This window comes from Serratia sp. CY44782 (assembly GCF_052168715.1).
In the GTDB taxonomy this organism is placed as follows: Bacteria; Pseudomonadota; Gammaproteobacteria; order Enterobacterales; family Enterobacteriaceae; genus Serratia; species Serratia nevei.
In genome coordinates this window covers 222363-247527 of sequence record NZ_JBJNME010000010.1, presented here as the reverse complement: position 1 = coordinate 247527, position 25165 = coordinate 222363, and the positions used below count along the sequence as shown (strand labels likewise).

General features: G+C 59.0%; 22 protein-coding genes. 8 read left to right on the top strand and 14 right to left on the bottom strand.

The window, feature by feature from the left end; translation table 11 throughout:
* Positions 1-338: 338 nt before the first annotated feature.
* Positions 339-902 carry a D-glycero-beta-D-manno-heptose 1,7-bisphosphate 7-phosphatase gene (gene gmhB / locus ACJ8HT_RS20055; RefSeq protein ID WP_070913927.1) on the bottom strand — a complete coding sequence of 188 codons (564 nt, stop codon included), beginning with the start codon at positions 900-902 and terminating at the stop codon, positions 339-341.
* Positions 903-1090: 188 nt separating this feature from the next.
* Here gmhB and metN point away from each other — a divergent pair, with 188 nt between their 5' ends.
* From metN to proS, 6 genes are all read left to right on the top strand, one after another.
* A complete protein-coding gene (metN, locus tag ACJ8HT_RS20050) occupies positions 1091-2122 on the top strand; it encodes a methionine ABC transporter ATP-binding protein MetN (protein ID WP_004932012.1) in 1032 nt (343 codons plus the stop codon).
* Positions 2115-2768 carry a methionine ABC transporter permease MetI gene (locus ACJ8HT_RS20045; RefSeq protein WP_004932010.1) on the top strand — a complete coding sequence of 218 codons (654 nt, stop codon included), beginning with the start codon at positions 2115-2117 and terminating at the stop codon, positions 2766-2768. The genes metN and ACJ8HT_RS20045 overlap by 8 nt, the downstream gene beginning before the upstream one ends.
* 39 nt (positions 2769-2807) lie before the next feature.
* Entirely contained in the window at positions 2808-3623 is an 816-nt protein-coding gene (locus ACJ8HT_RS20040; protein WP_049198243.1) for a MetQ/NlpA family lipoprotein, read from the top strand.
* A 114-nt stretch (positions 3624-3737) separates the two neighbouring features.
* A complete protein-coding gene (gene rcsF, locus ACJ8HT_RS20035; RefSeq protein ID WP_197653183.1) occupies positions 3738-4142 on the top strand; it encodes an Rcs stress response system protein RcsF in 405 nt (134 codons plus the stop codon).
* Positions 4139-4846, top strand: coding sequence for a tRNA (N6-threonylcarbamoyladenosine(37)-N6)-methyltransferase TrmO (tsaA, locus tag ACJ8HT_RS20030; RefSeq protein WP_033649822.1), 708 nt, complete (start codon positions 4139-4141; stop codon positions 4844-4846). Before rcsF ends, tsaA begins: the two co-directional genes overlap by 4 nt.
* A gap of 120 nt (positions 4847-4966) precedes the next feature.
* On the top strand, positions 4967-6685 hold the full coding sequence (proS, locus tag ACJ8HT_RS20025) for a proline--tRNA ligase (protein WP_197653184.1): 1719 nt from the start codon (positions 4967-4969) through the stop codon (positions 6683-6685).
* 60 nt (positions 6686-6745) lie between these two features.
* On the opposite strand, the gene nlpE is transcribed toward proS, so the two are convergent.
* From nlpE to ACJ8HT_RS20010, 3 genes are read right to left on the bottom strand one after another with little or no spacing between them, the layout of a single operon-like run.
* Positions 6746-7429, bottom strand: coding sequence for an envelope stress response activation lipoprotein NlpE (gene nlpE, locus ACJ8HT_RS20020; protein WP_033649820.1), 684 nt, complete (start codon positions 7427-7429; stop codon positions 6746-6748).
* A gap of 29 nt (positions 7430-7458) precedes the next feature.
* Entirely contained in the window at positions 7459-7872 is a 414-nt protein-coding gene (gene arfB, locus ACJ8HT_RS20015; RefSeq protein WP_028127523.1) for an alternative ribosome rescue aminoacyl-tRNA hydrolase ArfB, read from the bottom strand.
* Between the two features lie 3 nt (positions 7873-7875).
* Positions 7876-8424, bottom strand: coding sequence for a YaeQ family protein (locus ACJ8HT_RS20010; protein WP_033649819.1), 549 nt, complete (start codon positions 8422-8424; stop codon positions 7876-7878).
* A 213-nt stretch (positions 8425-8637) separates the two neighbouring features.
* Here ACJ8HT_RS20010 and ACJ8HT_RS20005 point away from each other — a divergent pair, with 213 nt between their 5' ends.
* Both ACJ8HT_RS20005 and rof read left to right on the top strand, forming a co-directional pair.
* Entirely contained in the window at positions 8638-8838 is a 201-nt protein-coding gene (locus ACJ8HT_RS20005) for a YaeP family protein (RefSeq protein WP_004931993.1), read from the top strand.
* Entirely contained in the window at positions 8825-9088 is a 264-nt protein-coding gene (gene rof, locus ACJ8HT_RS20000; RefSeq protein WP_004931991.1) for a Rho-binding antiterminator, read from the top strand. Before ACJ8HT_RS20005 ends, rof begins: the two co-directional genes overlap by 14 nt.
* A gap of 50 nt (positions 9089-9138) precedes the next feature.
* Here rof and ACJ8HT_RS19995 read toward each other — a convergent pair whose 3' ends face one another.
* The 10 genes from ACJ8HT_RS19995 to dnaE form a co-directional block, all read right to left on the bottom strand.
* A complete protein-coding gene (locus tag ACJ8HT_RS19995) occupies positions 9139-9453 on the bottom strand; it encodes a c-type cytochrome (RefSeq protein ID WP_033649818.1) in 315 nt (104 codons plus the stop codon).
* Positions 9453-10784, bottom strand: a complete 1332-nt coding sequence (gene tilS, locus ACJ8HT_RS19990; RefSeq protein WP_194572713.1) for a tRNA lysidine(34) synthetase TilS — start codon at positions 10782-10784, stop codon at positions 9453-9455. Before tilS ends, ACJ8HT_RS19995 begins: the two co-directional genes overlap by 1 nt.
* A 56-nt stretch (positions 10785-10840) precedes the next feature.
* Positions 10841-12292: a dipeptide permease DtpD gene (gene dtpD / locus ACJ8HT_RS19985; RefSeq protein ID WP_197653185.1), complete on the bottom strand. Its 1452-nt coding sequence runs from the start codon at positions 12290-12292 to the stop codon at positions 10841-10843.
* Positions 12293-12360: 68 nt separating this feature from the next.
* A complete protein-coding gene (gene cadA, locus ACJ8HT_RS19980) occupies positions 12361-14499 on the bottom strand; it encodes a lysine decarboxylase CadA (protein WP_194572711.1) in 2139 nt (712 codons plus the stop codon).
* 95 nt (positions 14500-14594) lie between these two features.
* Positions 14595-15938 (bottom strand): cadaverine/lysine antiporter, encoded by a 1344-nt coding sequence (gene cadB / locus ACJ8HT_RS19975; protein ID WP_060423084.1) that lies wholly within the window; start codon positions 15936-15938, stop codon positions 14595-14597.
* Positions 15939-16307: 369 nt separating this feature from the next.
* The gene (cadC, locus tag ACJ8HT_RS19970; protein WP_197653186.1) at positions 16308-17864 is read right to left on the bottom strand and encodes a lysine decarboxylation/transport transcriptional activator CadC; all 1557 of its coding nucleotides are present in this window, start codon (positions 17862-17864) and stop codon (positions 16308-16310) included.
* An 89-nt stretch (positions 17865-17953) separates the two neighbouring features.
* Positions 17954-18343 carry a VOC family protein gene (locus tag ACJ8HT_RS19965; protein WP_197653187.1) on the bottom strand — a complete coding sequence of 130 codons (390 nt, stop codon included), beginning with the start codon at positions 18341-18343 and terminating at the stop codon, positions 17954-17956.
* 104 nt (positions 18344-18447) lie between these two features.
* The gene (locus tag ACJ8HT_RS19960) at positions 18448-20592 is read right to left on the bottom strand and encodes a lysine decarboxylase LdcC (protein ID WP_197653188.1); all 2145 of its coding nucleotides are present in this window, start codon (positions 20590-20592) and stop codon (positions 18448-18450) included.
* 111 nt (positions 20593-20703) lie between these two features.
* Positions 20704-21663 carry an acetyl-CoA carboxylase carboxyl transferase subunit alpha gene (accA, locus tag ACJ8HT_RS19955; protein ID WP_004931972.1) on the bottom strand — a complete coding sequence of 320 codons (960 nt, stop codon included), beginning with the start codon at positions 21661-21663 and terminating at the stop codon, positions 20704-20706.
* 12 nt (positions 21664-21675) lie between these two features.
* Entirely contained in the window at positions 21676-25164 is a 3489-nt protein-coding gene (gene dnaE / locus ACJ8HT_RS19950) for a DNA polymerase III subunit alpha (RefSeq protein WP_019455764.1), read from the bottom strand.
* Between the last annotated feature and the right edge of the window lies 1 nt (position 25165).

Genomic DNA, 25165 nt, shown 5'->3' with positions numbered 1-25165 from the left:
TTTACTTCAGTTAGTCACTCTTCAAGACTTGATATTTTTTTGCATCCGAAGATGCTGGATATCGTCTTGTGGAGTGCCCACACAGATTGCCTGATAAATTGTTAAAGAGCAGTGAGTTAGGCGCTTTCGCTTGCTAACTCGAGGTGGCGTATATTACGCTTTCCTCTTTCAGAGTCAACCCTAATTTTCAGGATTTTTTCTCTGCGACCCCCGGATACTCTGTGAAGTTGTTCACATGTTCCGTGTCGATGGAGGCGCATTATAGGGAGCCGGTTCAGAATGACAAGCGATAATATGCATTTTTTATCTGACCGCTCACTATTCATTCGTAACGCCTATTAAACCCGCTTTTTGATGGCTGCCGGCAGGTCCGCCAGGCTATTTAGCACCCAATCGGCCAGCTGTTCGCCCTGCTCGGTCACCGGCTTGCCGGTGCGCACCAATACCTTGGTACCAACGCCGGCCGCGATCGCCGCCTGCATATCTTCCGGTTTATCGCCCACCATATAAGAAGCGGCCATATCGATGTTCAATTCCTGCTGCGCTTGCAGCAGCATGCCCGGCTGCGGTTTACGGCAGTCACACACCTGACGATACTCTTCTACTACTGCCTCCGGATGATGCGGGCAGAAATAGATGCCGTCGAAGTCGACGTCGCGATCGGCCAGCGACCAATCCATCCACTCGGTCAGGTACATAAATTGGTCTTCGCTGAACTTGCCGCGCGCAATGCCGGACTGGTTGGTCACCATCACCAACGCGAAGCCCATCTTTTTGAGTTCGCGACAGGCGTCAATCACGCCGTCAATAAAGTGGAAGTTGTCGATTTCATGGACATAGCCATGGTCAACGTTAATCGTACCGTCACGATCGAGAAAAATTGCTGGAACGCTTTGTGTCACCGCTTTGCTCCTGAGGGCCTGTATACGCTGACAGTATCGCATGTTTTACCCCGTACTGAGAACGCCGGAGAACGTCGTTGGCCGTTGACTTAGACGTCTAGACGCCTTAACATCTGATCCATACCTTGGTTCCACGCCGAGGTTTACTTTTATCTAGCCACGGGCAACCACGCTAAAATAAGAAGAATATGATTAAACTTTCTAACATCACTAAAGTGTTCCAGCAGGGTTCGCGCACTATTACCGCGCTCTCTGACGTGACCCTTCACGTCCCTGCCGGGCAAATCTATGGCGTTATCGGGTCTTCCGGTGCCGGCAAAAGCACGCTGATCCGCTGCGCCAACATGCTGGAGCGCCCAACGTCCGGCCAGGTCCTGGTCGATGGTCAGGATCTGACTTCGCTGTCTGAAAGCGAACTGACGCGCGCCCGTCGCCAAATCGGCATGATCTTCCAGCACTTCAACCTGCTCTCTTCCCGCACGGTGTTCGGCAATGTGGCGCTGCCGCTGGAGCTGGACAATACGCCGCGCGCCGAGATCAAAAAGCGCGTGACCGAACTGCTGGAGCTGGTCGGCCTGGCGGACAAACACGACGCCTATCCGGCCAACCTGTCCGGCGGCCAGAAACAGCGCGTGGCGATCGCCCGTGCGCTGGCCAGCAATCCCAAAGTGCTGCTGTGCGACGAAGCCACCAGCGCGTTGGATCCGGCCACCACCCGTTCCATCCTGGAACTGCTGAAAGACATCAACCGCCGTCTGGGCCTGACCATTCTGCTCATCACCCACGAAATGGATGTGGTGAAACGCATCTGCGACCAGGTCGCAGTCATCAGCCAGGGGCAACTGATCGAAAAAGACAGCGTCAGCGAAGTGTTCTCACACCCGAAAACCCCGCTGGCCCAGCAGTTCATTCAGTCCACGCTGCATCTGGATATCCCGGACGACTACGCCGCGCGCCTGTCGCCGGAACGTCAGGGCGACCGCCAGCCGCTGCTGCGCCTGGAATTCACCGGCCAGTCGGTCGATGCGCCGCTGCTGTCTGAAGCCGCTCGCCGCTTCAACGTGAACAACAACATTATCAGCGCCCAGATGGATTATGCCGGCGGCGTGAAATTCGGCGTGATGCTGGCGGAGCTGCACGGCAGTGACGAAGACGCGCTGGCGACGATTAAGTTCCTGCAAGAAAATCAGGTAAAAGTAGAGGTTCTGGGTTATGTCTGAGGCAATGATGTGGTTGATGGCGCGTGGCGTGTGGGAAACCGTCATGATGACCTTTGTCTCCGGCTTCTTCGGTTTCGTGCTCGGCCTGCCGGTCGGCGTGCTGCTGTATGTCACCCGCCCGGGGCAGATCATCGCCAACAACTCGCTGTATAAAATCCTGTCCGGGCTGGTGAACATCTTCCGTTCCATCCCGTTCATTATCCTGCTGGTTTGGATGATTCCGTTTACCCGCATGATCGTCGGCACCTCTATCGGTCTGCAGGCGGCCATCGTGCCGTTGACCGTGGGCGCCGCACCGTTCATCGCGCGCATGGTGGAAAACGCCCTGCTGGAGATCCCGTCCGGTCTGGTGGAAGCGGCGCGCGCCATGGGCGCCACGCCGATGCAGATCATCAAGAAAGTGTTGCTGCCGGAAGCCCTGCCGGGCCTGGTCAACGCCGCAACCATCACGCTGATCACCCTGGTGGGCTACTCCGCCATGGGCGGCGCGGTCGGCGCCGGCGGTCTGGGCCAAATCGGTTACCAATACGGTTATATCGGTTATAACGCCACGGTGATGAATACCGTATTAGTATTACTGGTAGTTTTGGTTTATCTGATCCAGTTCTGCGGCGATCGCATCGTCAAAGCCGTTACCCATAAATAGTTTCACAGCATGTTAATGCGAGTCTAATGAGGAAGGGATATGTCGTTAAAATTTAAATCCATCGCGGCAATTGGCGCACTGATCGGTACTCTGGCTCTGGCGGGCTGCGGCCAGGATGAAAAAAATCCAAACCACATCAAGGTCGGCGTGATCGTCGGCGCTGAGCAGCAAGTAGCTGAAGTCGCTCAGAAAGTGGCGAAAGAGAAATACGGTCTGGACGTTGAGCTGGTCACCTTCAACGACTACGTATTGCCTAACGAAGCGCTGAGCAAAGGCGATATCGATCTGAACGCCTTCCAGCACAAGCCATACCTGGATCAGCAAATCAAAGATCGCGGCTACAAGCTGGTGCCGGTCGGCAATACCTTTGTTTACCCGATCGCCGGCTACTCCAAGAAAATCAAATCGCTGGACGAGCTGAAAGACGGTTCTCAGATCGCACTGCCTAACGATCCGACCAACCTGGGCCGTTCGTTGCTGCTGCTGCAGAAAGTCGGTCTGATCAAGCTGAAAGACGGCGTTGGCCTGCTGCCGACCGTACTGGATGTGACCGAGAACCCGAAAAACCTGAAATTGGTTGAGCTGGAAGCGCCTCAGTTGCCGCGTTCCCTGGACGATCAGCAGATCGCACTGGCGGTGATCAACACCACCTACGCCAGCCAGATCGGTCTGACGCCGGCGAAAGACGGTCTGTTCGTGGAAGATAAAGACTCGCCTTACGTCAACCTGCTGGTTGCGCGCGAAGATAACAAAGATGCGGAAAACGTGAAGAAATTCGTGCAGGCCTACCAGTCTGACGAAGTTGACGCCGCCGCCAACAAAATCTTCAACGGCGGTGCGGTGAAAGGCTGGTAAGCGCTTATTCGCCAATTTTATTCCTATAATTGCAAGACGGGCCAAGGCCCGTCTTGTTATTTCCGCCATAGATTGCTTCAATAGCGCCACTTTCATTAAGGCAGAGGAATCTCAATGCGTGTTTTACCTCTCTGTTTGTTAGCGCTCGCGCTGGCCGGATGTTCATCGCAACGTATCGCGCCGTCCTCAACAAACAGCACCAGCAAGCCGACCACCAGCAGCCCGGCCAAGACCACGCCGCCCGCCCGCCCTGCTCCGGTAAAACTGTACAAAAGTGCAGAAGAGCTCGTGGGCAAACCGTTCCGCGATCTGGGTGAAGTGTCCGGCGAATCGTGCCAAACCACCGTACAAGACTCCCCACCGAATCTGGCCACCGCCCGTAAGCGCATGCAAATCCGCGCGTCTTACATGAAGGCCAACGCCGTGCTGCTGCACGACTGCCAGATTGTCAGCGGCGTCGCCGGTTGTTACCAGCAGGCCGTCTGCCAGGGCTCGGCACTTAACGTCTCGTCCAAATGACCGAATTCGTTTTCGAGCAGATCGGCGTGATCCGCTCGCCGTATAAAGAAAAATTCGCCGTTCCCCGCCAGCCGGGGCTGGTCGAAGACGGTGGCGGCGAACTGCTGCTGCTGCCGCCCTACAACCAGGCGGAGGCGGTACGCGGCCTCAGCGATTTCAGCCATCTGTGGGTGATGTTCATTTTTCATCAAACCCTGGAAGGCGGCTGGCGGCCGACGGTGCGCCCGCCGCGCTTAGGCGGCAATGCCCGCATGGGCGTGTTCGCCACCCGCTCCACCTTCCGCCCCAACCCGCTCGGCATGTCCCTGATTGAACTGAAAGGCGTGCGGGTAAAAAACGGCGACGTGGTGCTGGAGCTGGGCAGCCTCGATCTGGTCGACGGCACCCCGGTGGTGGACATCAAGCCTTATCTGCCGTTCGCCGAGAGCCAGCCGCAGGCCCGCGCCGGTTTTGCCCAGGCCGCGCCCGCCGGCGACATGCCGGTGCGCTTCGCGCCGCAGGCCGAACAGCAGCTGCAGCAACATCAGGCGCGTTACCCGCAATTAAGGCGTTTTATCAGCCAGGTGCTGGCGCAAGACCCCCGTCCCGCCTATCGTAAAGGAGAGGACGTCGAACGGGATTACGCCGTCTGGCTGCTGGATTTCAACGTGCGCTGGCGCGTCGTGGACGGCCATACCGAAGTGTTGGCGCTCGACCCGCGTTAAAATTCCGCCGCCTCTCTTTTGGCGGCCCGCTCGCGCTGGTAAACTAAACCACTTTTGTCACTTTTGGCCGCCACTCTGGCAGCCCGATGCAATTTGCAGTTCTAACGGAACCAAAACACCATGCGTACTAGCCAATATCTGCTCTCCACTCTGAAGGAGACACCTGCCGACGCCGAAGTGATCAGCCACCAGCTGATGCTGCGCGCCGGGATGATCCGCAAGCTGGCCTCCGGTCTTTACACCTGGCTGCCGACCGGCCTGCGCGTTCTGAAAAAGGTTGAAAACATCGTTCGCGAAGAAATGAACAATGCTAATGCGATCGAAGTGTCTATGCCGGTGGTTCAGCCTGCCGACCTGTGGCAGGAAAGCGGCCGTTGGGAGCAATACGGCCCCGAGCTGCTGCGCTTTGTCGACCGCGGCGACCGTCCGTTCGTGCTGGGCCCGACGCACGAAGAAGTGATCACCGATCTGATCCGCAACGAGATCAGCTCGTACAAACAGCTGCCGCTGAACTTCTTCCAGATCCAGACCAAGTTCCGCGATGAAGTGCGCCCGCGTTTCGGCGTGATGCGTTCCCGTGAGTTCCTGATGAAGGATGCCTACTCCTTCCATACCTCACAGGAGTCTCTGCAGGAGACTTACGACGCGATGTACGAAGCGTACAGCAAAATCTTCAGCCGCATGGGCCTGGATTTCCGCCCGGTGCAGGCCGATACAGGCTCGATCGGCGGCAGCGCCTCGCACGAATTCCAGGTGCTGGCAGACAGCGGTGAAGACGATATCGTGTTCTCCACCGGTTCCGACTTCGCCGCCAACATCGAGCTGGCGGAAGCGGTCGCGCCGGCGGCTCCACGCGCGGCGGCCGGCGAAGAATTGCGACTGGTGGATACGCCAAACGCCAAAACCATTGTTGAGCTGGTCGAGCAGTTCCAGCTGCCGGTGGAAAAAACCGTGAAGACGCTGATGGTGCGCGCCACCGAAGAGAGCGGCCACAAGCTGGTTGCCCTGCTGGTGCGCGGCGATCACGAGCTGAACGAAATCAAGGCCGAGAAGCTGGCGCAGGTTGCCGCGCCGCTGACCTTCGCCACCGAAGAAGAAATTCGCGCCATCGTCGGCGCCGGCCCGGGTTCACTCGGCCCGGTCAACCTGCCGATGCCGGTGGTTGCTGACCGCAGCGTAGCGGCGATGAGCGACTTTAGCGCCGGTGCCAACGTTGACGGCAAACACTACTTCGGCATCAACTGGGAGCGCGATTTGCCGCTGCCACAGGTGGCCGATATCCGTAACGTGGTGGAAGGCGACGCCAGCCCGGACGGTCAGGGCACGCTGCTGATCAAACGCGGCATCGAAGTGGGCCATATCTTCCAGCTCGGCACCAAGTACTCGGAAGCGATGAAAGCGACCGTGCAGGGCGAAGACGGCCGTAACCAGGTGCTGACCATGGGTTGCTACGGCATCGGGGTCACGCGCGTCGTGGCCGCCGCCATCGAGCAGAACCATGACGAACGCGGCATCATCTGGCCGGACGCCATCGCGCCGTTCCAGGTAGCGATCCTGCCGATGAACATGCACAAGTCGTTCCGCGTGCAGGCGCTGGCCGAAGAGCTGTACAACACCCTGCGCTCCCACGGCATCGACGTGATCCTCGATGACCGCAAAGAGCGTCCGGGCGTGATGTTCGCGGACATGGAGCTGATCGGCGTGCCGCACTCTATCGTTATCGGCGACCGCAACCTCGACAACGAAGAGATCGAGTACAAGAACCGCCGCGTCGGCGAGAAGCAAATGATCAAAACCGGCGAAATCGTTGATTTCCTGCTGGGCCAGATCAAACGCTAAGCGACGAACGTCAGAAAATAAAAAACCCGCTCAGGCGGGTTTTTTTATATCCGAAATCGCTTATTTGCTGCTGCAGTTCTTGCTGCGGTCAAACGCGATTTTACCGTCCGGCACCAGCGCCTTTTCGGTCAGACCTTCCTCCATCGACGGCTGCACGCTGAAGTGCGCGCTGAACGTCAGGAATACCGGCTCACCGGCGGTCTTGTATGCTTTGGCGTAACCTTGCTCCAGCGCGATGTTGTTGTCCACCGGGAAGGTTTTGCCGGTCGCGCAGTCCTTGAAGACTGCCGCGTCCGCCATATAGGTGTAGCTGCCTTTCAACGTCATCGGCGTTTTAGGCAGCGGCTTCTCAACCGGATCCAGGCGGTAATTCAGCTTGGACTCGATCGGCACGCCGCTGCGATCCAGCATTTCCAGGCTCTTGCCCACCGGGCGGAAGTAGCGTTTTTCGCCGTTGCTGTCGGTCAGCACCAGTTTATCCGCGGTGCGCGCCCATTTACCGTAATCGGCAAAGGTCTGATCGCCGTCTTTGGTGCCGCGATAGGTTTCCTGCAGCACGAAGGTACCGTCCTCATCCAGGAACAGCGCCGTATCCAGACCGCCGCAATCGGCGCAAGGCAACACCCCTTGATAGCTCTGCGGCATCGGCTGCAGCGGCTGTTCCTTCGGTTGATAATGATTGTTGCATCCCAACAACGAGAGTGCGCCTGCCGCGAGGAACAGGGCTACCGTAATTTTTTTCACAGTTATTCTCCTACTGTGTTCATGTATTCCTAAGTGCGAACCTTGCCACGCAGCGCCTTGGTGGCGCCTTTACGCGCCTTGCCTTCCAAGCGACGCAGTTTGGCCCCTTTCGTGGGCTTGGTCGCCTTGCGCGTTTTTTCCACCACCATCGCCTGCCGAATCAGCGCGGCCAGCCTGGCCAACGCCGCTTCGCGATTCAATTCCTGGCTGCGATACTCTTGCGCCTTGATAATCACCACGCCATCAGCGGTAATAAGATGATGATTCAGCGCCAGCAGCCGTTCCTTATAATACTCTGGCAGGCTGGATGCCCGGATGTCAAAGCGCAAATGGATCGCCGTTGAGGTTTTGTTCACGTGCTGGCCGCCCGCGCCCTGCGCGCGGATCGCCGTCAATTCCAGCTCATTATCCGGTATGGCTACGTTTCTTGACAGTTCAAGCACCGGTCACACCTGTGCCTGCTGCCACTCGGCAAACTGGATTTCCAGACTATTCTGAGCATCGGACAGCCAAATAGTTCCCTCTTGCAACGTCGCCTGCAGCGTCATGGTGCGACTGGCCAATGCCGTCAGGCGCGCCAGCTGTTCGTCGTCGAGGAAACGCACGCTCAGGTTCTTGTGGCCGGCCACCTTGCCCTGCATTCCCTGCCACCATACGTGCGCGGCGCGCTCGCCGTAAGCGTACAGCACCACGCGCGGCGATTGGTTGCAGGCCTTGCGAATGCGCTTCTCGTCGGGCAATCCCATCTCGATCCACATTTCCAGCCCATTGTGGTCGTTGCGCTGCCAGATCTCCGGCTCGTCGTCGGCGCTCAGCCCTTTGGTGAATACCAGCCGTTCGTCCGCATGGCAGATCCAGGCCAGCAAGCGCAGCATCATGCGCTGCTCGTTTTCGGACGGGTGTTGCGCCAGCGTCAGCGTGGCGTCGTGGTAGAAGTGACGATCCATATCAGCAATATTGACCGCGGCTTTATAAATGGTTGCTTTCAGCGCCATGGGTGACCTCGTTATTATCCGGCGACAGTGTACTTGATCAGGGCCAAACCCCGCCAGCGCGGCCAGGCCGCGGCAGTGCGAAAGGCGTGCCAGGGTGCTGATAACTCCATAACAGCTGTGCTATAGTCGTCTAGGATAGGATAAAACTCCGAGAGCCTGCGCCTCATCGCGATAGTAGTCTTGATGATGCAGAGGTTCTTAAGGGAGGAAACTGTGCAACAATACTGTGAGTTAGTACGCCGTACTTACGCCGAGATTGGCAGTGGAGATCTTGGCTACGTGCCTGATGCGCTGGCTTGTGCGTTAAAGGCATTGGACGATGTCGCAGCGAACGACGCGCTACCGTCCTCCGTTAGGGAACAGGCGGCCTTTGCCGCCGCTAACTTATTGGTGAGCGACTATGTTGATGAATGATGAGTACCAACCCATCAATTGCGATGACTACGACAACCTGGAACTCGCCTGTCAGCATAAACTTATTCTGAAGCTGGAGTTACGCGACGGAGAAGTGATCGAGGCCAAGGCGATCGACCTGCTGCAAAAGAAACGCGTTGAGTATCTGACCATCGAACAGAACGGCCAACAGCGCGACCTGCGCCTTGACCATATCAGCAGTTTCAGTCATCCGGAAATCGGTACCGTGGTCGTCAGTCTGTCGGACTGAGCAGCGGTAACCCCATCCCAACAGGGCAGCCCAACGGCTGCCCTCGTCATTTAAGGCTTCAGGCTGGCGTAAAAGGCCGCCAGATCGGCGATATCGTCATCCGACAGCCCCGACACATAGGCCTTCATCACCTCGGCCTGGCCGCCGTTGCGCTCCCCTTTCTTATACGCCTGCAGCGCGTGCTGCAGGTACATGGCGTTCTGCCCGGCCAGATTCGGGTACATCGGCACCGTCACCTTGCCCTGCGCGCCGTGGCACGCCGCGCAGGCGGCGGCTTTCGCCTGGCCGGCGGCCGCATCCCCCGCCGCCAACGCCGGCAGGCTGAACAGGCCGGTGGCCAACAGCGTGATCCCCACAAACTTCATCATTGCTCCTCGCTATTATGATTTTTTTCCCAGCGCAGCCGCCACGGGCGTTCGCCTTCCGGCACCTGCCCCGCTTCACAGACGAATACGCCCAGCGCGGCGATAAGCTGCTCATCATAATAAATCAACGGGATGCGTTCACGCTGCCAGGGCGGAATACCCAGCTCCTGCCACAGTTTTTTTATCGGCCGCGAATGGGCGCGCCCCACGATGCGCACCGCACCCTGCACGCCGCCGAACCGAACGCTGACCTGTTGCGATGGCTGCGGTGCGCGCAGCATCAGCTCGCCCTCACCGGGAATCAACTGCCCCAGCCCGTCCGGCAACGTCAGCGGCTGGTCAGGCTGCCAGGGCAGATGCACATCGCGCAGCGCCGCCAGCGGCGGCAACAGGTGCAACCGGCCGCGGAAACGGCGAATCTGATAGGCGCCGAGCTGCAGCTGCGGTTCGGCATCCTCCCGGCTGAGCGCCACCTCTTCCCACAGGCGCTGAAGCTGCTCACGCGCCGGCATAGTGACGTTAAACAATGCGATCCAGCGCCGCAGCAAGGCGAAGCGCCGCACCGGCGAACAGTCCGTCAGGCCGTCAATCGCCAATGAGCGATCCGCCGCCAACAGGTTTTGCAGCGGTTCCGCCAGCAGTTCGTCCAGCAGTTGCTCCTGCTCGGCGCACAGGCCGGCGCTGCGCGCCACCGCCGAGGCGAAGTGCGGCCAGCGTTGGTTAAGCTGCGGCAGCACCTGCAAGCGCAGGAAATTTCGATCGAAGCGCGTGTCCTGATTGCTGTCGTCATCGATCCAGGTTAAGGCGTGGCGTTGCGCGTAGCTTTCCAGCGTCTGACGCGAACAGCCCAACAGCGGCCGCAGCAGCAGGTGCTCCCCCAACGCCGCGCGCGCCGCCATCGCCGACAGCCCCGCCGGTCCGCTGCCGCGCTTGAGCGCCAACAGGAAGGTTTCACTTTGATCGTCGAGGTGTTGAGCGGTGAGCAGCGCTTCCCCCTCCGTCAGCGCGGCGCTGAAGGCGGCATAGCGCGCTGCACGCGCCGCCGCTTCGATACCGCCCTGACGGGCGTCCACCTGCACGTGCGTCACCGTCAGCGGGATCTGCCAGTCGGCACAGCGGCTGCGGCAATGCTCAACCCAGCGGTCGGCAAAGGCGCTCAGGCCGTGATGCACGTGCAGCGCACGCAGCTGCAGCGCCGGACGCTGGCGGCGCAAGGCCGCCAGCACATGCAGCAGTACGCTGGAATCCAGGCCGCCGCTGAACGCCACCAGCAGCCGCTGCTGCGCGCCCAACTGGTCTGCCACCCGCGTCGTTAATTGATCAGTATTCATCGGTAGGCTTTGTCACTTCTACATAGCTGCACGTTAACCCCGCCTACCGTCATCAATCAAGCATTAACCGTCCGGGCCTGGCGCCGCGCCAACAACCACCAGCCGCCCAGCACCGCGATCACCACCAGCGCGCATCCGGCCGCTCCCCAGCCGATCTGAGCGAAAATGCGGCCATACGCCTGCATCGCCGCACCCTCGATGTGATCCTCGGCGGTCTGATTGGCGATAATGCCCGCCAGGTAGTTGGCGATCGAGCCGGTCGCCAGCATATAGATACCGGTCAGCACGCCGGTGGCGCCGGGGATATTCAGCCGGGTGATCTGCGCCATCGCCACCGGATCGATAAACAGTTCGGCGAAGCCCATCACCGCCAGGCCGGCGATCATCAGCCCCATCGATCCCGGCCCATGCAACCGCGTATTGAGCGCCATCAGCGTAAAGCCGACGCCGATCAACAGCAGACCGAAGGCGAACTTGCACCAGATGCGCAGCGTGCGATCGCCCGTACCGTCGCCGCTCGCCAGCCATGCCAGCGCCACGCCGCCCAGCATCACCGCGCAGGCGTTAACCGACTGGAACAGCGCGGTCGGCACCGTCCAGCCGAACCAGCGCCGATCGACGAAGTGATCGATAAACAGGCTGATGGAGCTGCCGCCCTGCTGGGCGAAAGCCCAGAACAACGTGCCCAGCAGCATCAGCGCAACGATCTGCCACAGCCCCCGGCGCTGGCCGGCGTCCGCACGCAGCATAATGCGCGCCACCAGCACCACCGCCGCCACGCATACCAGCCCGAGCAAATAGCCGGCCCAGTCGTGCACAAACAGCAGCGTGAAGAATAGCGGTGATGCCAGCAGCGCCGCCAACAGCCAACCCCAGTGCGGCAAACCCAGGCTTTTGGCGCGCATCAGCGGTGCATTCACGCCGCGGGTATGGCGGAAGTGGCGCCCGCCGAGCAGGAAGATCGCCAGGCCGGCGAACATGCCAATCCCGGCCAACGCAAAGCCGACGTGCCAGCCATAGCGCTCGGCCGCCAACCCGCAGGCGATCGGCGCCAAAATGGAACCGACGTTGCCGGCGGCGTACAGCAGCGAGAAGCCCCCTTCGCGGCGCGAGTCCTGCGCCGGATATAGCTCGCCCAGCAGGCAGCTGATATTGGATTTGAACAGGCCATAGCCGCAGATGATGATGGCCAGCGCCAGATAGAGCGACTGGGCGGAGACCGCACTCAGGCCGAGCACGATATGCCCCAGCGTCATCAGCGCCGCGCCGGCAATCACCGCGACGCGATTGCCCAGCAGGCGGTCGGCGAGCCAGCCGCCCAAAATAGGAGTGACGTAAACTAACGAAGCGTAAGCGCTGTAGAGATCGATGGCGTGGCTGTCGGTATAGCCGAGTTGGTGGGTCAGATAGAGAATCAGTAACGCACGCATGCCGTAAAAGCTGAAATATTCCCAAATTTGTATGGCTACGACATAGTAGATTGCGCGCGGCTGTGAGGGTGTTTTCATGGAGGTCTCCCATCAGTCGGTGAACGACAAAAGGGAAGCGCGAGCGCCTCCCCTGTTATTGGCTGCGGTTATTTCGCCTTCAGCACTTTCACCCGATAACGTCCGTCGGCCTGACGATAGGCGCCGTGAATGTCGGTTTCAAAGCCCGGATAATGCGCGCCGATTTCGCACAGCATCTGCAGGAACTCCAGCACCGGCCGGCTCTCCTCGGTCAGCATTTCGCCCGGCATCACCAGCGGCACGCCCGGTGGGTATGGGAGGATCATATTGGCGTTGACCTTGCCAACCATCTCTTCCAGATAGACTTCTTCCACTTCGCCGTGCAGCTCTTTCTGGAACGCCTGGTACGGGTTCATCACCATGGTTGGCAGCACTTCGAACGCGCGATACATCAGGTCCGGCAGGTTGTGTTGCTCCACCAGGCGGTGAATGTTCTGCGCCAGATCCTGAATGCGCATGTTTTCATAGAAATCAGGCGCTTCCTGATACAGCGAAGGCAGCATGTTTTTCACCCGCAGGTTCAGATCGAACGAGCGTTTGAAGTCGGTCATCGCGCGCAGCAGGCTGAGCGCCTTGGTTTTGTCGATGCCGATGCTGAACAGGAACAGCAGGTTGTACGGCCCGGTTTTCTCGACGATGATGCCGCGTTCGTCGAGGTATTTCGCCACGATGCTGGCCGGGATACCGAACGGCTGCATCTCGCCTTCCTTGCTCATCCCCGGCGTCAGAATGGTGACCTTGATCGGGTCGAGATACATGTGTTCGTTATCGATGTTCTTGAAGCCGTGCCAGGCGCTGTCGGAGCGCAGCGGCCAACATTCCGGCTCATCGATATGCTCCGGCTGCCAGACGTCGAAGAACCAGCCGTCGGATTCGACTTTCAGGCGTTTGATCTCTTTGCGGAACTTGATCGCGCGCTCGATAGAGCCATTGATCAGGCGCTTGCCGGCGTTGCCTTTCATCATCGCCGCGGCGGTTTCGGTCGACGCCACAATGCCGTAGTGCGGCGAGGTGGTGGTGTGCATCATGTAGGCTTCGTTGAAGGTTTCTTCGTTGATGTCACCCTTCACGTGAATCATCGAAGCCTGCGAGAAGGCCGCCAACAGTTTGTGGGTGGACTGGGTCTCATAGATTACCTTGCCCTCCACGCGGCCGCCGCTCATGCCGCACTTGCCTTTATAGATCGGGTGGAAGTTGGTGTAAGGCACCCAGGCGGAATCGAAGTGGATAGACTTCACGTCCAGGGTGTTCTTGATAAAGTCGGTGTTGTACAGCAGGCCGTCATAGGTGGAGTTGGTGATCACCGCGTGTACCGGCCAGGTGGCGTTCGGGGTGTCCTTCACGCGTTTGGCGATGGTGGCGCGCTGGAACTCGCTCTGCGGAATGCCGCCGAGGATGCCGTAGGCGTTGCGAGTCGGGCGGAAGTAGATCGGCGTGATGTCACTCATCATCATCAGGTGAGTCAACGACTTGTGGCAGTTACGGTCAATCAGCACCGTGCTGCCCGCCGGCGCCGAGTACATGCCGACGATCTTGTTGGCAGTGGAGGTGCCGTTGGTGACCATATAGCTGCGTTCGGCGTTGAACACGCGGGAAATATACTCTTCCGCTTCTTTGTGCGGGCCGGAGTGATCCAGCAACGATCCCAGTTCGGACACCGAAATCGAGATATCCGACTTCATGGTGTTCGGGCCAAAGAAATCGTAGAAGATACTGCCCACCGGACTTTTCTGGAACGCGGTACCGCCCATGTGGCCCGGCGTACAGAAGGTGTATTTGCCTTCGCGCACGTATTTGAACAGCGCCTTGGTCAACGGCGGCAGGATGGTGTCGATATACTCGTCGGTGTTCTGTTTGATCTTGGCGGCGATGTCGGTTGCCGCCCCGAGCGCATATTCGAAGAAGCGCACCTGCATGCGCAGATCGTTCAGGCTGACGTCCAGCGTCGAATAGGTGTTGGCGAACGCATACAGCGGCATGTACTCGTTCAGCTGGCTGATCTCTTCGCACAGCTCCAGGTTGTATTTGTCCCAGTCGAAGATCACCCCGCATAGACGGGCGTTGTTCTCGATCAGTTTCAGCAGGTCTTCGCGATCGTTAGGGTAAACGATGCGGAAATCCAGACTTTCCAGCGCCTGATGCAGTTCACGGATAGGCTCTTCTTTGAAGTAGACACCCATGTGATTCATGATGGCGATAACGTTCATATGCATTTCTCCTGGCAAAGCAAGCCCCTTCCCGTCGCGGCTGACAGGTCGGAAAGAAAGGGGCTGGGTAAATTCAGTCGGTCAGCGGACGCGAATCAGTGCGCTTTGGCCGTGGTGTTTTCATCGACCGCCGCTGCGTTGGCAGCCTGGCGGGTATTCATTTTCCGGGCGTAGAACATCAGGATAATCAGGCTGATGATAAAGGTGCCGGACAGTTCGAATGAGTTGGCGCCCATCAGAGCGATGAAGCAGAAGCCGCAGCCGCACACCGAAGCGATCAGGCTCAACAGGTTACGCACGTTGACCCCTTCGAAGCGGATCAGGTCTACGCAGGAGTAGAAGTAAGGCAGCATGGTCAGCAGCACCGCGATGCCGGTCAGTTCGCCGAACAGGTCGGAGGCTTTGCCGCCGGCGGAGCTCATCAGGGTGATCAGCACCATCAGCGCGGTCATTTTGCAACCGGCCAGCAGCAGGCCTTTCTTCGGAATGCCGTTTTTATCCAGCTCGCCGTACACTTTCGGGAAGTTGCCGTCGTTGGCGGCACGTACCCCGGCCTGGCCAACCAGCATCATCCACGAACCCAGTGACGTCAGGCAGGCGAAGGCGGTGAAGGCGGAAACCATCGGTGCGGCCCAGTTGCCCATGATCGCCGAGGCGCTGATGGCGAACGGCGCGCCGCTGGCGGCCATTTCAGACGCCGGGAACATACCGCTGATCACCTGGGTGGCAGCGATGTAGATAATGCCAGCCAGGCCGGTGCCGAGCATGGTTGCCAGCGGCACGGTGCGTTTCGGGTTTTTCACCATGCCGGTGCTGACCGCTGCGGATTCCACGCCGATAAACGCCCACAGGCACAGCAGGATACTTTTGATGACCGCATGGCTGTCGGTGGTGCCGGAGGTATTCCAGTTAGCCTGATAGGTGGCGACGTCAAACCAGTGCCAGCCGACGGTGGCAGTCACGATCACCGGGATCAGCACCAGCACCAGGCCCAGGGTGGTCAAACGGCTGACCCAGGTTCCGCCCAGCATGTTCACGAAGGTGAAGACCCACACGATGGCGATACAGGCGATGCCGGCAGGTACCGGGTTGTTCAGCGCCGGGAAGAAGGTGGAGAGATAAGAAACGGCGGTAATGCCGATGGCCAGATTACCGATCCAGTTGGCATGGTAATAAAGCACGCCGGTCTGGAAACCGAAGGCCGGGGAAATTTCACCCGCGTAGGCGATAGGGCCGCCCTGCTGCGGGTTTTTGGTGGCGAGGCGGGCATACACATAGGCCAGCGACATCGCCCCGATAATCGAGATCACCCATCCCCAGATGGCGATAGATCCGAGACTCGCCAAGTTGGCGGGCAATAAGGCAATCCCGCTCCCCATCATATTACCGGCGACGACGCCGGTGCAGGCAATAAGCCCTATTTTCTTGGGTGAAGCCATGGTCAGTTTCTCCTGATTTACGTTTCTTATAAGCCACACCCATAAATAAAAGATTTTAATGAGCCGGCTTGATAGTCAGGATGCTAACCATCGGAGGGAATAAAGTCCTAAAGATAAAGTGAGATTACGCTCATGATCATACAAATGATAACCTGAGGTTTTTCATTAACACATCAAGATAAAAAGGCAAGCTAAAGAAAAGATAAACATCATTTAAAAACAAAAGCATGAGAAGGTTAATAGTGCATAACAAACGGCAAAAAAGAAATAATATCGCGCAGCAAAATAATACATTCATGCAACATGCCTTCACCAATAAATAACGCCGCCATGATTCCCGGAGAATAATGGCGGCGTGATATCGGTTAATTATTGGCGCTGATAGTTATTTAAATAAGGCACCACGTTGGTCAATGACGTCTGGAATACGCCATTGGTGATCCAATGCAATGTGTCTTCGCCGGGGCGAAGATTGAATGCGGTAATATAAGAATCTGCCGCCAAATGGTTCTGCCCCTGCATTTCATACACCTTGCTCAGCAGCACATAATTCAGCCACGACATTTGCAATTCAATCCCCAGATCAATAGCCCGGTGCGCCTCGTCAATGCGCCCCTGCGTCAATGCATCTACCGCCAGAACTTGCTGCATGATTGGCGTGTTTTTCAATTCGGGGATCGTCGCCAGATGGCTGATATCGGCGCGCAATTGCGCCAGGGCCTGGCTGTCGAACGGTTGATAAGAATTACGCAGCAGATCCACCAGCGCCTTTTCGGCCAGCAGGTAATGGAAGTTCGGCGCGCTTTTAATCAGCTCGCTCAGCTGGGCGCTGGCACGGGTCAACGAATCGGCGTCGCCGTGGATCAGCAACTGGTGCGCCTGGTAGAAACGCTGCAGCAACGGCCCGTTGTCGGGCAGCAGCTGCGCCAGGCGCTGCTCCAGCTGTGGCGGCCAAGGCTGCTTCAGCGCAGCGGACAGGCTGGAGAGGAAGTCGGTCTGGATCTTCAGCTGGTTATCGGCGGTAATAAAGTAACGCTTGTCCAGCATGACTGAGCTGTCGGCGTTATCCACCAGCCGCACGGACAGGAAACACTGCTGGGCGCGGTAGTGGCGCTGATTGACGAACTCGATATACAGCGACTTGCCCGAGTTGCTGGGGCCGGAATAGTTGTAGTTGGTCTGGTCGTGTACCAGGAAGGTCGAGTAGGTGTTCAGCGAATCGGTGATCAGCTCGCTGACGCCCACCACATAAGAGAGCTGCGGCATCCAGTTGCTGCAGCTCTCGCCGCCCTGGATGCGAATATCGATATCGCGCGGGTTGAGCAACACCGGCATGGTGGATACCGGCACGCGCTGCGACAGCGTGGCGATGCCGACAAACGCCACGCAGACGCTGAGCGCCGCCAGAAACGCCAGCCACACCCAGAAGGTCGAGCGACGATAAAAACGCGGCTTCTTTTCGCCGGGCGCGGCAGGCGGTGCGCTTGCCCGGCGCGGCGGTACGTACGGCGTCTCGTCGTCGTCATCACTGCCGTCTTCCGGTTCATGCATGATCACCGCGATCTGCGGCGCCTGTGCGGGAGCGGGTTGCGTCTCCCCTTCTTCACACCAGATCACCGACGTCGCCAGCTTATACCCGCGCTTGGGTACGGTGATAATGTATTCCGGGCTGTCGCTGTCGCCGTCTTTCAGGTATTTGCGCAGCTCTGAAATACATTGGGTCACCACGTGGTTGGTGACGATATTGCGCTTCCAGACGTTGTCGATCAGCTCGTCGCGGCTCAGCACCACGTCGGGATGCCGCGCGAAATAGCACAGCATGTCGATCAGGCGCGGTTCCAGCGTTTTTTGGCGTCCGTCGCGGCTGATGGTGTTGTCGGCAGGGGTAACCAGCCACTCCCCGACGCGAAAAGCAGGCTCTTGCATGGCGGAAATAACTCTGTAGGCATGTAGGGCAAGGGCGCGATCATAGCATAACCGTCCCCGGCTGTGGCCGCCGGGAGGCGATTAAGCCGTTAACTCTCGTATAATTCTAACGGTAAACCATCGGGATCGCTGAAAAAGGTAAAACGGGATTGGGTGTAAGGGTCGACGCGTACCGGTTCGCAGGCGACGCCGGCCGCCTGCAGATGGGCGATGGCCTGGTCGATGTCGTCAACGCTGAACGCCAGATGGCGCAGGCCGCAGGCCTCCGGGCGGCTGACGCGGCCCGGCGGCGAAGGGAAAGAAAACAGCTCGATAGTGTATTGCCCGTTGAGCGCCAGATCGGCTTTCCAGGAGCCGCGCTCCTCGCGGTAGACTTCGCTCAGCAGGGTAAATCCGAGAATATCGCAGTAAAAATGCTTACTGGCCGCGTAGTCCGCGCCAATGATCGCGATATGGTGTACCTGACGTAACGCCAGCATGGCGGCCTCTCCTGTTCGGTTTGATGAGGCAAAATATCCGGCGGCGGTGATGCCGTCAATGAGAACGCCCGGCATATCTTCCAAACCGCCGGGCGTGTTATGCATTACGGCTGCGGGGCTTTCAACACCTTCACCAGATAGCGCCCGTCCTCCGTCAGCTTGGCGCCGTGGATGTCGGTTTCAAAACCGGGGTAACGTTCGCCGATCGAGCACAGCATCAGCAGAAAGTCGAGCACCGCCCGGCTCTCTTCGGTGATCATCTCCCCCGGCATCACCAGCGGCACGCCCGGTGGATACGGCAGGATCATATTGGCCGCCACTTTGCCCACCAGCTGATCCAACTCACAGGTTTCCACGTTGCCGCGCACCTGCTCCTGGAACATCTGGTGCGGCGTCAGCTTCATTTCCGGCAGCACGTCGAACGCCCGCTGCATCAGGCGCGGCAGATCGTGTTGGCAGATCAGGCGATGAATGCCGGCGGCCAGATCCTGAATGCGCATGTTGCGGTAGAAATCCGGATCCTCGGCGTACAGATCCGGCAGCATGTTCTTCACCCGCAGGTTGAGATCGTAGGCGCGCTTGAAATCGGTCAGGCCGCGCAGCAGGCTCATCGCCTTGGTTTTGTCGATGCCGATGCTAAACAGGAACAGCAGGTTGTACGGCCCGGTCTTCTCCACCACGATACCGCGCTCGTCGAGGTACTTCGCCACCAGCGCCGCCGGGATCCCCTCCTCCTCCAGCGTACCCAGCTCGTTCATGCCCGGCGTCAGGATCGTCACCTTGATCGGATCGAGGTACATGTGATCGCGATCGGTCTGGCCAAAACCGTGCCAGTTGTCGTCCGGATCCAATGGCCAGCATTGCGCCTCATCGATCTCTTCCGGCTGCCAAATGTCGAAGAACCAACTGTCGCTCTCCTCGCGCAGCCGCTGCACTTCACGGCGAAAATGCAGCGCACGCTCCACCGAACGGTTGATCAAGCGGCGCCCCGGGTTGCCGCGCAGCATGGCGGCGGCGGTCTCCATCGATGCCACGATGCCATAGTGCGGCGAGGTGGTGGTATGCATCATGTAGGCTTCGTTGAAGGTGCTCTCGTCGTAGTCTCCCTTGATATGAATCATCGAAGCCTGCGAGAAGGCCGCCAGCAGCTTGTGCGTCGACTGGGTTTCGTAGAAAACCTTACCGGGCACCCGCTCGCCGCTCATGCCGCTTTTGCCGTCGTAAATCGGATGGAAGTTGGTGTAAGGCACCCAGGCGGAGTCGAAGTGGATCGATGGCACCTCCAGCGTCTGCTTGATGTAGTCGGTGTTGTACAGCAGGCCGTCATAGGTGGAATTGGTGATCACCGCATGCACCGGCCAGGTGGCGTTATCGGTCTCCTGCACCCGGGCGGCGATGCTTTCGCGGGTAAACTCGCGCTGCGGAATGCCGCCGAGGATGCCGTAGGCGTTGCGCAGCGGGCGCAGATAGATCGGCACGATATCGCTCATCATCAGCAGGTGACACAGCGATTTGTGGCAGTTGCGGTCTATCAGCACCGTGCTGCCGGCCGGCGCCGAATACATGCCGACGATCTTGTTGGCGGTGGAGGTGCCGTTGGTGACCAGATAACTCTGCTCGGCGTTGAAGGTACGCGCGATATACTCTTCGGCCTCCAGGTGCGGCCCGGTGTGATCCAGCAGCGAACCAAGCTCGGTAACCGAAATCGAGATGTCGGCCTTCAGGGTATTGGCGCCGAAGAAATCGTAGAACAGGCAGCCCACCGGGCTTTTTTGAAACGCGGTGCCGGCCATGTGGCCCGGCGTGCAGAAGGTGTACTTCCCTTCGCGCACATAGTTGAATAACGCCTTGGTGAGCGGCGGCGTAATGGTGTCGATGTATTCCGCGGTGTACTGCTGGATGCGCTGCGCGATATCGTCCGCCGCATTCAGGCCATACTCGAAGAAATAGAGCACCATGCGCATTTCATGCAGGCTGACGTCGAAGGTGGAATGGGTATTGATGAAGGCATACAGCGGCAGGTATTCGTTCAGCTCGTTGATCTCGCTGCACAGCTCCAGGCTGTAGTCGTCCCAGTCGAAGATCACCCCGCAGATGCGGGCGTTGGCTTCAATCAGCTTCAGCAGGTCGCCGCTGTTTTTGGGGTACACCAGCTGGAATCCCATGGCGGCCAGCGCAGCGTGGAGCTCGCGGATCGGCTCATCTTTATAGTAGACGCCCGTCGGGCCCATGATGGCGATGATATTCATCGACAGCTCCTGTCAGTTAACGGCCAAGTCTCTATAACACCACGAAAATCCGGCGGTGTGTAGCCAAAAAAAAACCGCCCGAAGGCGGTTTCTTGCAGCGAAGAACAGAACTCAGCAGTAGCCGTAGTTCATCAGACGCTGATAGCGGCGGTTGAGCAACTCTTCGTCGTTCAGACCATCCAGATCTTTCAGATCGGCCAGCAGCTGCGCTTTCAGCGCGGCGGCCATCGCCGGCACGTCGCGGTGAGCGGAACCCAGCGGCTCCGGGATCACCGAGTCGATCAGCTTCAGCTCTTTCAAGCGCGGCGCGGTAATGCCCATCGCTTCTGCGGCCAGCGGCGCCTTGTCGGCACTCTTCCACAGGATGGAAGCACAGCCTTCCGGCGAGATCACCGAGTAGGTGCTGTACTGCAGCATGTTCACCTTGTCGCCCACGCCGATCGCCAGCGCGCCGCCGGAGCCGCCTTCGCCGATGACGGTGCAGATGACCGGTACGTTCAGACGCGACATCTCACGCAGGTTGCGCGCGATGGCTTCGGACTGGCCGCGCTCTTCCGCGCCCACGCCCGGATACGCGCCTGGGGTATCGATAAAGGTGATGATCGGCATCTTGAAGCGCGCGGCCATTTCCATCAGGCGCAGCGCCTTACGGTAGCCTTCCGGCGCCGGCATGCCGAAGTTGCGGCGGATCTTCTCTTTGGTTTCACGGCCTTTCTGGTGCCCGATGATCATCACCGGGCGGCCATCCAGGCGCGCAATACCGCCGACGATCGCTTTGTCGTCGGCGTAAGCGCGATCGCCCGCCAACTCTTCGAAGTCGGTAAAGATGTGTTTGATATAATCCAGGGTATAAGGACGGCGCGGGTGGCGTGCCAATTGGGCAATCTGCCAAGCCCCAAGATCGGCAAAAATCTTGCGCGTCAGCTCAACGCTCTTTTCACGCAGGCGCTGAACCTCTTCGTCCAGATTAATATCTAATTTTTCGTCTTGACGGCTGACTGCAGTCAGCGAGTCAATTTTCGCTTCCAGCTCTGCAATCGGCTGTTCAAAATCAAGAAAATTCAGACTCATAGCATTCCTATTTTAGTCAAATTCCAAGTCCACCTGCTCATTGCCTACCAACGTCCGCAAGTCTATCAACAAGCGGTCGGTGGGCGTCACGCGCCAGGTTGCGCCAAAACGCAGCTTGGCTCGCGCATCTTCCCGTTGATAGTAGAGATGCACTGGAATCGTCCCCGATCGATGGGGTTCCAACGACTGACGGAGACGGTTCAAAAGCTGGTCATCAATTTGCCTGTCAGTCAGCGAGATAGCAAGCCCGCGAGCGTATTTTTCCCGGGCTTCACTGATGTCCATTACCTCGCGGGCCATCATTTTAAGCCCGCCGCTAAAGTCATCAAAGCTGACCTGTCCACTGGCGATAAGGATACGGTCTTTTTCCAACAAATGCTGGTATTTTTCTAACGCTTCGGTGAATAACATCACTTCCAGGCGGCCCGAACGGTCATCCAATGTACAGATACCGATGCGGTTGCCGCGCTTGGTCACCATCACCCGCGCGGCGACCACCAGCCCGACGGCGGTGGTCATTTTGCCCCGATCCGTCGGGTGCATGTCTTTCAAACGCTGGCCACCGGCGTAACGTTCGATCTCCTTCAGGTACTGGGTGATCGGGTGGCCGGTCAGGTACAGCCCCAGTGTCTCCCGTTCACCGTCCAGCACCACCTGCTCCGGCCAGGGGGCGATATTGGCGTAGGACTGCTCCACCTGCTCCGGCGCCTCCGCCAGCACGCCGAACATATCTACCTGGCCGATCGCTTCGGCTTTCGCATGCTGATCCGCCGCTTTCAACGCGTCGCCGAGCGAATTCATCAGCGCGGCGCGGTGCGGCCCGAGGCGATCGAACGCGCCGGACATGATCAGCTTTTCCAGAATGCGGCGATTCAGTTTCTTGATGTCGGAGCGCGCGCAGAGATCGAACAGGTCTTTGAAGTACCCCTGTTCGCCGCTGTTGCGCGCCTCGATAATGGCCTCGATCGGCCCTTCCCCCACGCCCTTGATGGCGCCGATGCCGTAAACGATCTCGCCGTCGTCGTTGACGTGGAAGTGATACAGGCCACTGTTGATGTCCGGCGGCAGGATCTTCAGCCCCATGCGCCAGCATTCGTCCACCAGCCCCACCACTTTGTCGGTGTTGTCCATATCGGCGGTCATCACCGCCGCCATAAACTCGGCCGGGTAGTGCGCCTTCAGCCACAGCGTCTGATACGACACCAGCGCATAGGCAGCGGAGTGCGATTTGTTAAAGCCGTAACCGGCGAATTTCTCCACCAGGTCGAAGATTTTCACCGACAGTTCGCCGTCGATGCCGCGTGATTTTGCGCCGTCTTCAAAGCCGCCGCGCTGCTTGGCCATTTCGACCGGGTTCTTTTTACCCATCGCACGGCGCAGCATGTCCGCGCCGCCCAGGGTATAGCCGGCCAACACCTGGGCAATCTGCATCACCTGTTCCTGATACAGGATGATGCCGTAGGTCGGTTCCAGCACCGGCTTGAGCGACTCGTGCTGCCACTGGATATCCGGGTAGGAGATCTCTTCGCGGCCGTGCTTACGGTCGATGAAGTTATCCACCATGCCCGACTGCAGCGGCCCCGGACGGAACAGCGCCACCAGTGCGATCATGTCTTCGAAGCAGTCGGGCTTCAGACGTTTGATCAGGTCTTTCATGCCGCGCGATTCAAGCTGGAACACCGCCGTGGTTTCCGAGCGCTGCAGCATGTCGAAGCTTTTCTTGTCGTCGAGCGGAATGGCGGCGATGTCGATCGGCTCCAGCCCGGTCTTGGCGCGCCGGGCGTTGATCATCTCCAGCGCCCAGTCGATGATGGTCAGGGTACGCAGACCGAGGAAGTCGAACTTCACCAGCCCGGCGTATTCCACGTCGTTCTTGTCGAATTGGGTCACCGGATGGTGCCCTTCGGCATCGCAGTACAGCGGCGCGAAGTCGGTGATCTTGGTCGGCGCGATCACCACGCCACCGGCATGTTTACCGGCGTTGCGCGTCACCCCTTCCAGCTTGCGCGCCATGTCGATCAGCGCCTTGACCTCTTCGTCGGCCTCGTAAATTTCCGGCAGCTGCGGTTCGGCGGCGAAGGCTTTTTCCAGCGTCATGCCCGGATCCGGCGGCACCAGCTTGGAGATGCGATCGACGAAGCCGTACGGGTGCCCCAGCACGCGGCCCACGTCGCGGATAACCGCTTTCGCCGCCATGGTACCGAAGGTGATGATCTGCGATACCGCTTCGCGGCCGTACATCTCCGCCACGTGCTCAATTACCTGGTCGCGCTTCTCCATGCAGAAGTCGACGTCGAAGTCGGGCATCGAGACACGTTCCGGGTTCAGGAAGCGTTCGAACAGCAGGTCGAATTCCAACGGATCGAGGTCGGTGATTTTCAACGCATAGGCCACCAGCGAACCGGCACCGGAGCCACGCCCCGGCCCCACCGGCACGTTGTTGTCCTTCGACCACTGGATAAACTCCATCACGATCAGGAAGTAGCCGGGGAACCCCATCTGGTTGATCACCTTCAGCTCGACGTCCAGACGCTCGTCGTATTCCGGGCGGCGCTGCGCGCGCACTTCAGGATCGGGGAACAGGAACTCGAGACGCTCTTCCAGCCCCTCTTTCGATTTGAGTACCAGGAAGTCCTCGGTGCTCATGTCGCCGGTCGGGAACTGCGGCAGGAAGTATTCGCCGAGGCGAATGGTGACGTTGCAGCGCTTGGCGATCTCGACGCTGTTCAGCAGCGCTTCCGGGATGTCGGCGAACAGCTCGCACATCTCGTCTTCGCTGCGCATATATTGTTGCGGGCTGTAGTTGCGCGGCCGCTTGGGATCGTCCAGCGTAAAGCCGTCGTGAATGGCGACGCGAATCTCATGGGCGTCGAAGTCGTCTTCCACCAGGAAGCGTACGTCGTTGGTGGCTACCACCGGCAAACCGCGCTCGGTGGCCAGCGCCACCGCCGCATGCAGGTAGTTCTCTTCGTCCGGGCGGCCGGTGCGGATCAGTTCCAGGTAGTAACAGTCCGGGAAGTGCTGCTGGTAGAAGTCCAGGCACTGATCCACCTGCGCCTGATTGCCGCGCAACAGAAACTTGCCGACATCGCCCTGACGCGCGCCGGAGAGCAGAATCAGCCCTTCACGATGTTCAATCAGCCAGTCGCGATCGATGGTCGGGCCGGCGGCGCCGTAGCCACGCTGATAGGCGCGGGAAATCAGCAGCGTCAGGTTCTGGTAGCCTTCGTTGTTGCTGGCCAGCACCGTCAACTGAGCCAGTTCGTCGCCCAGTTCTTCGCTTTGCACATGAAAATCCGCGCCGATGATCGGTTTGATCCCGGCGCCGTGCGCGCTGCCGTAGAACTTCACCAGCCCGCACAGGTTGGTGAAATCGGTGATTGCCAGAGCAGGCATGGCTAACGCGGCGGCTCTTTTCACCAGCGGCGCCGTCTTGGCCAATCCATCAATCATGGAGTAGTCACTGTGGACGCGCAGGTGAATAAAACGAGGTTCGGCCATC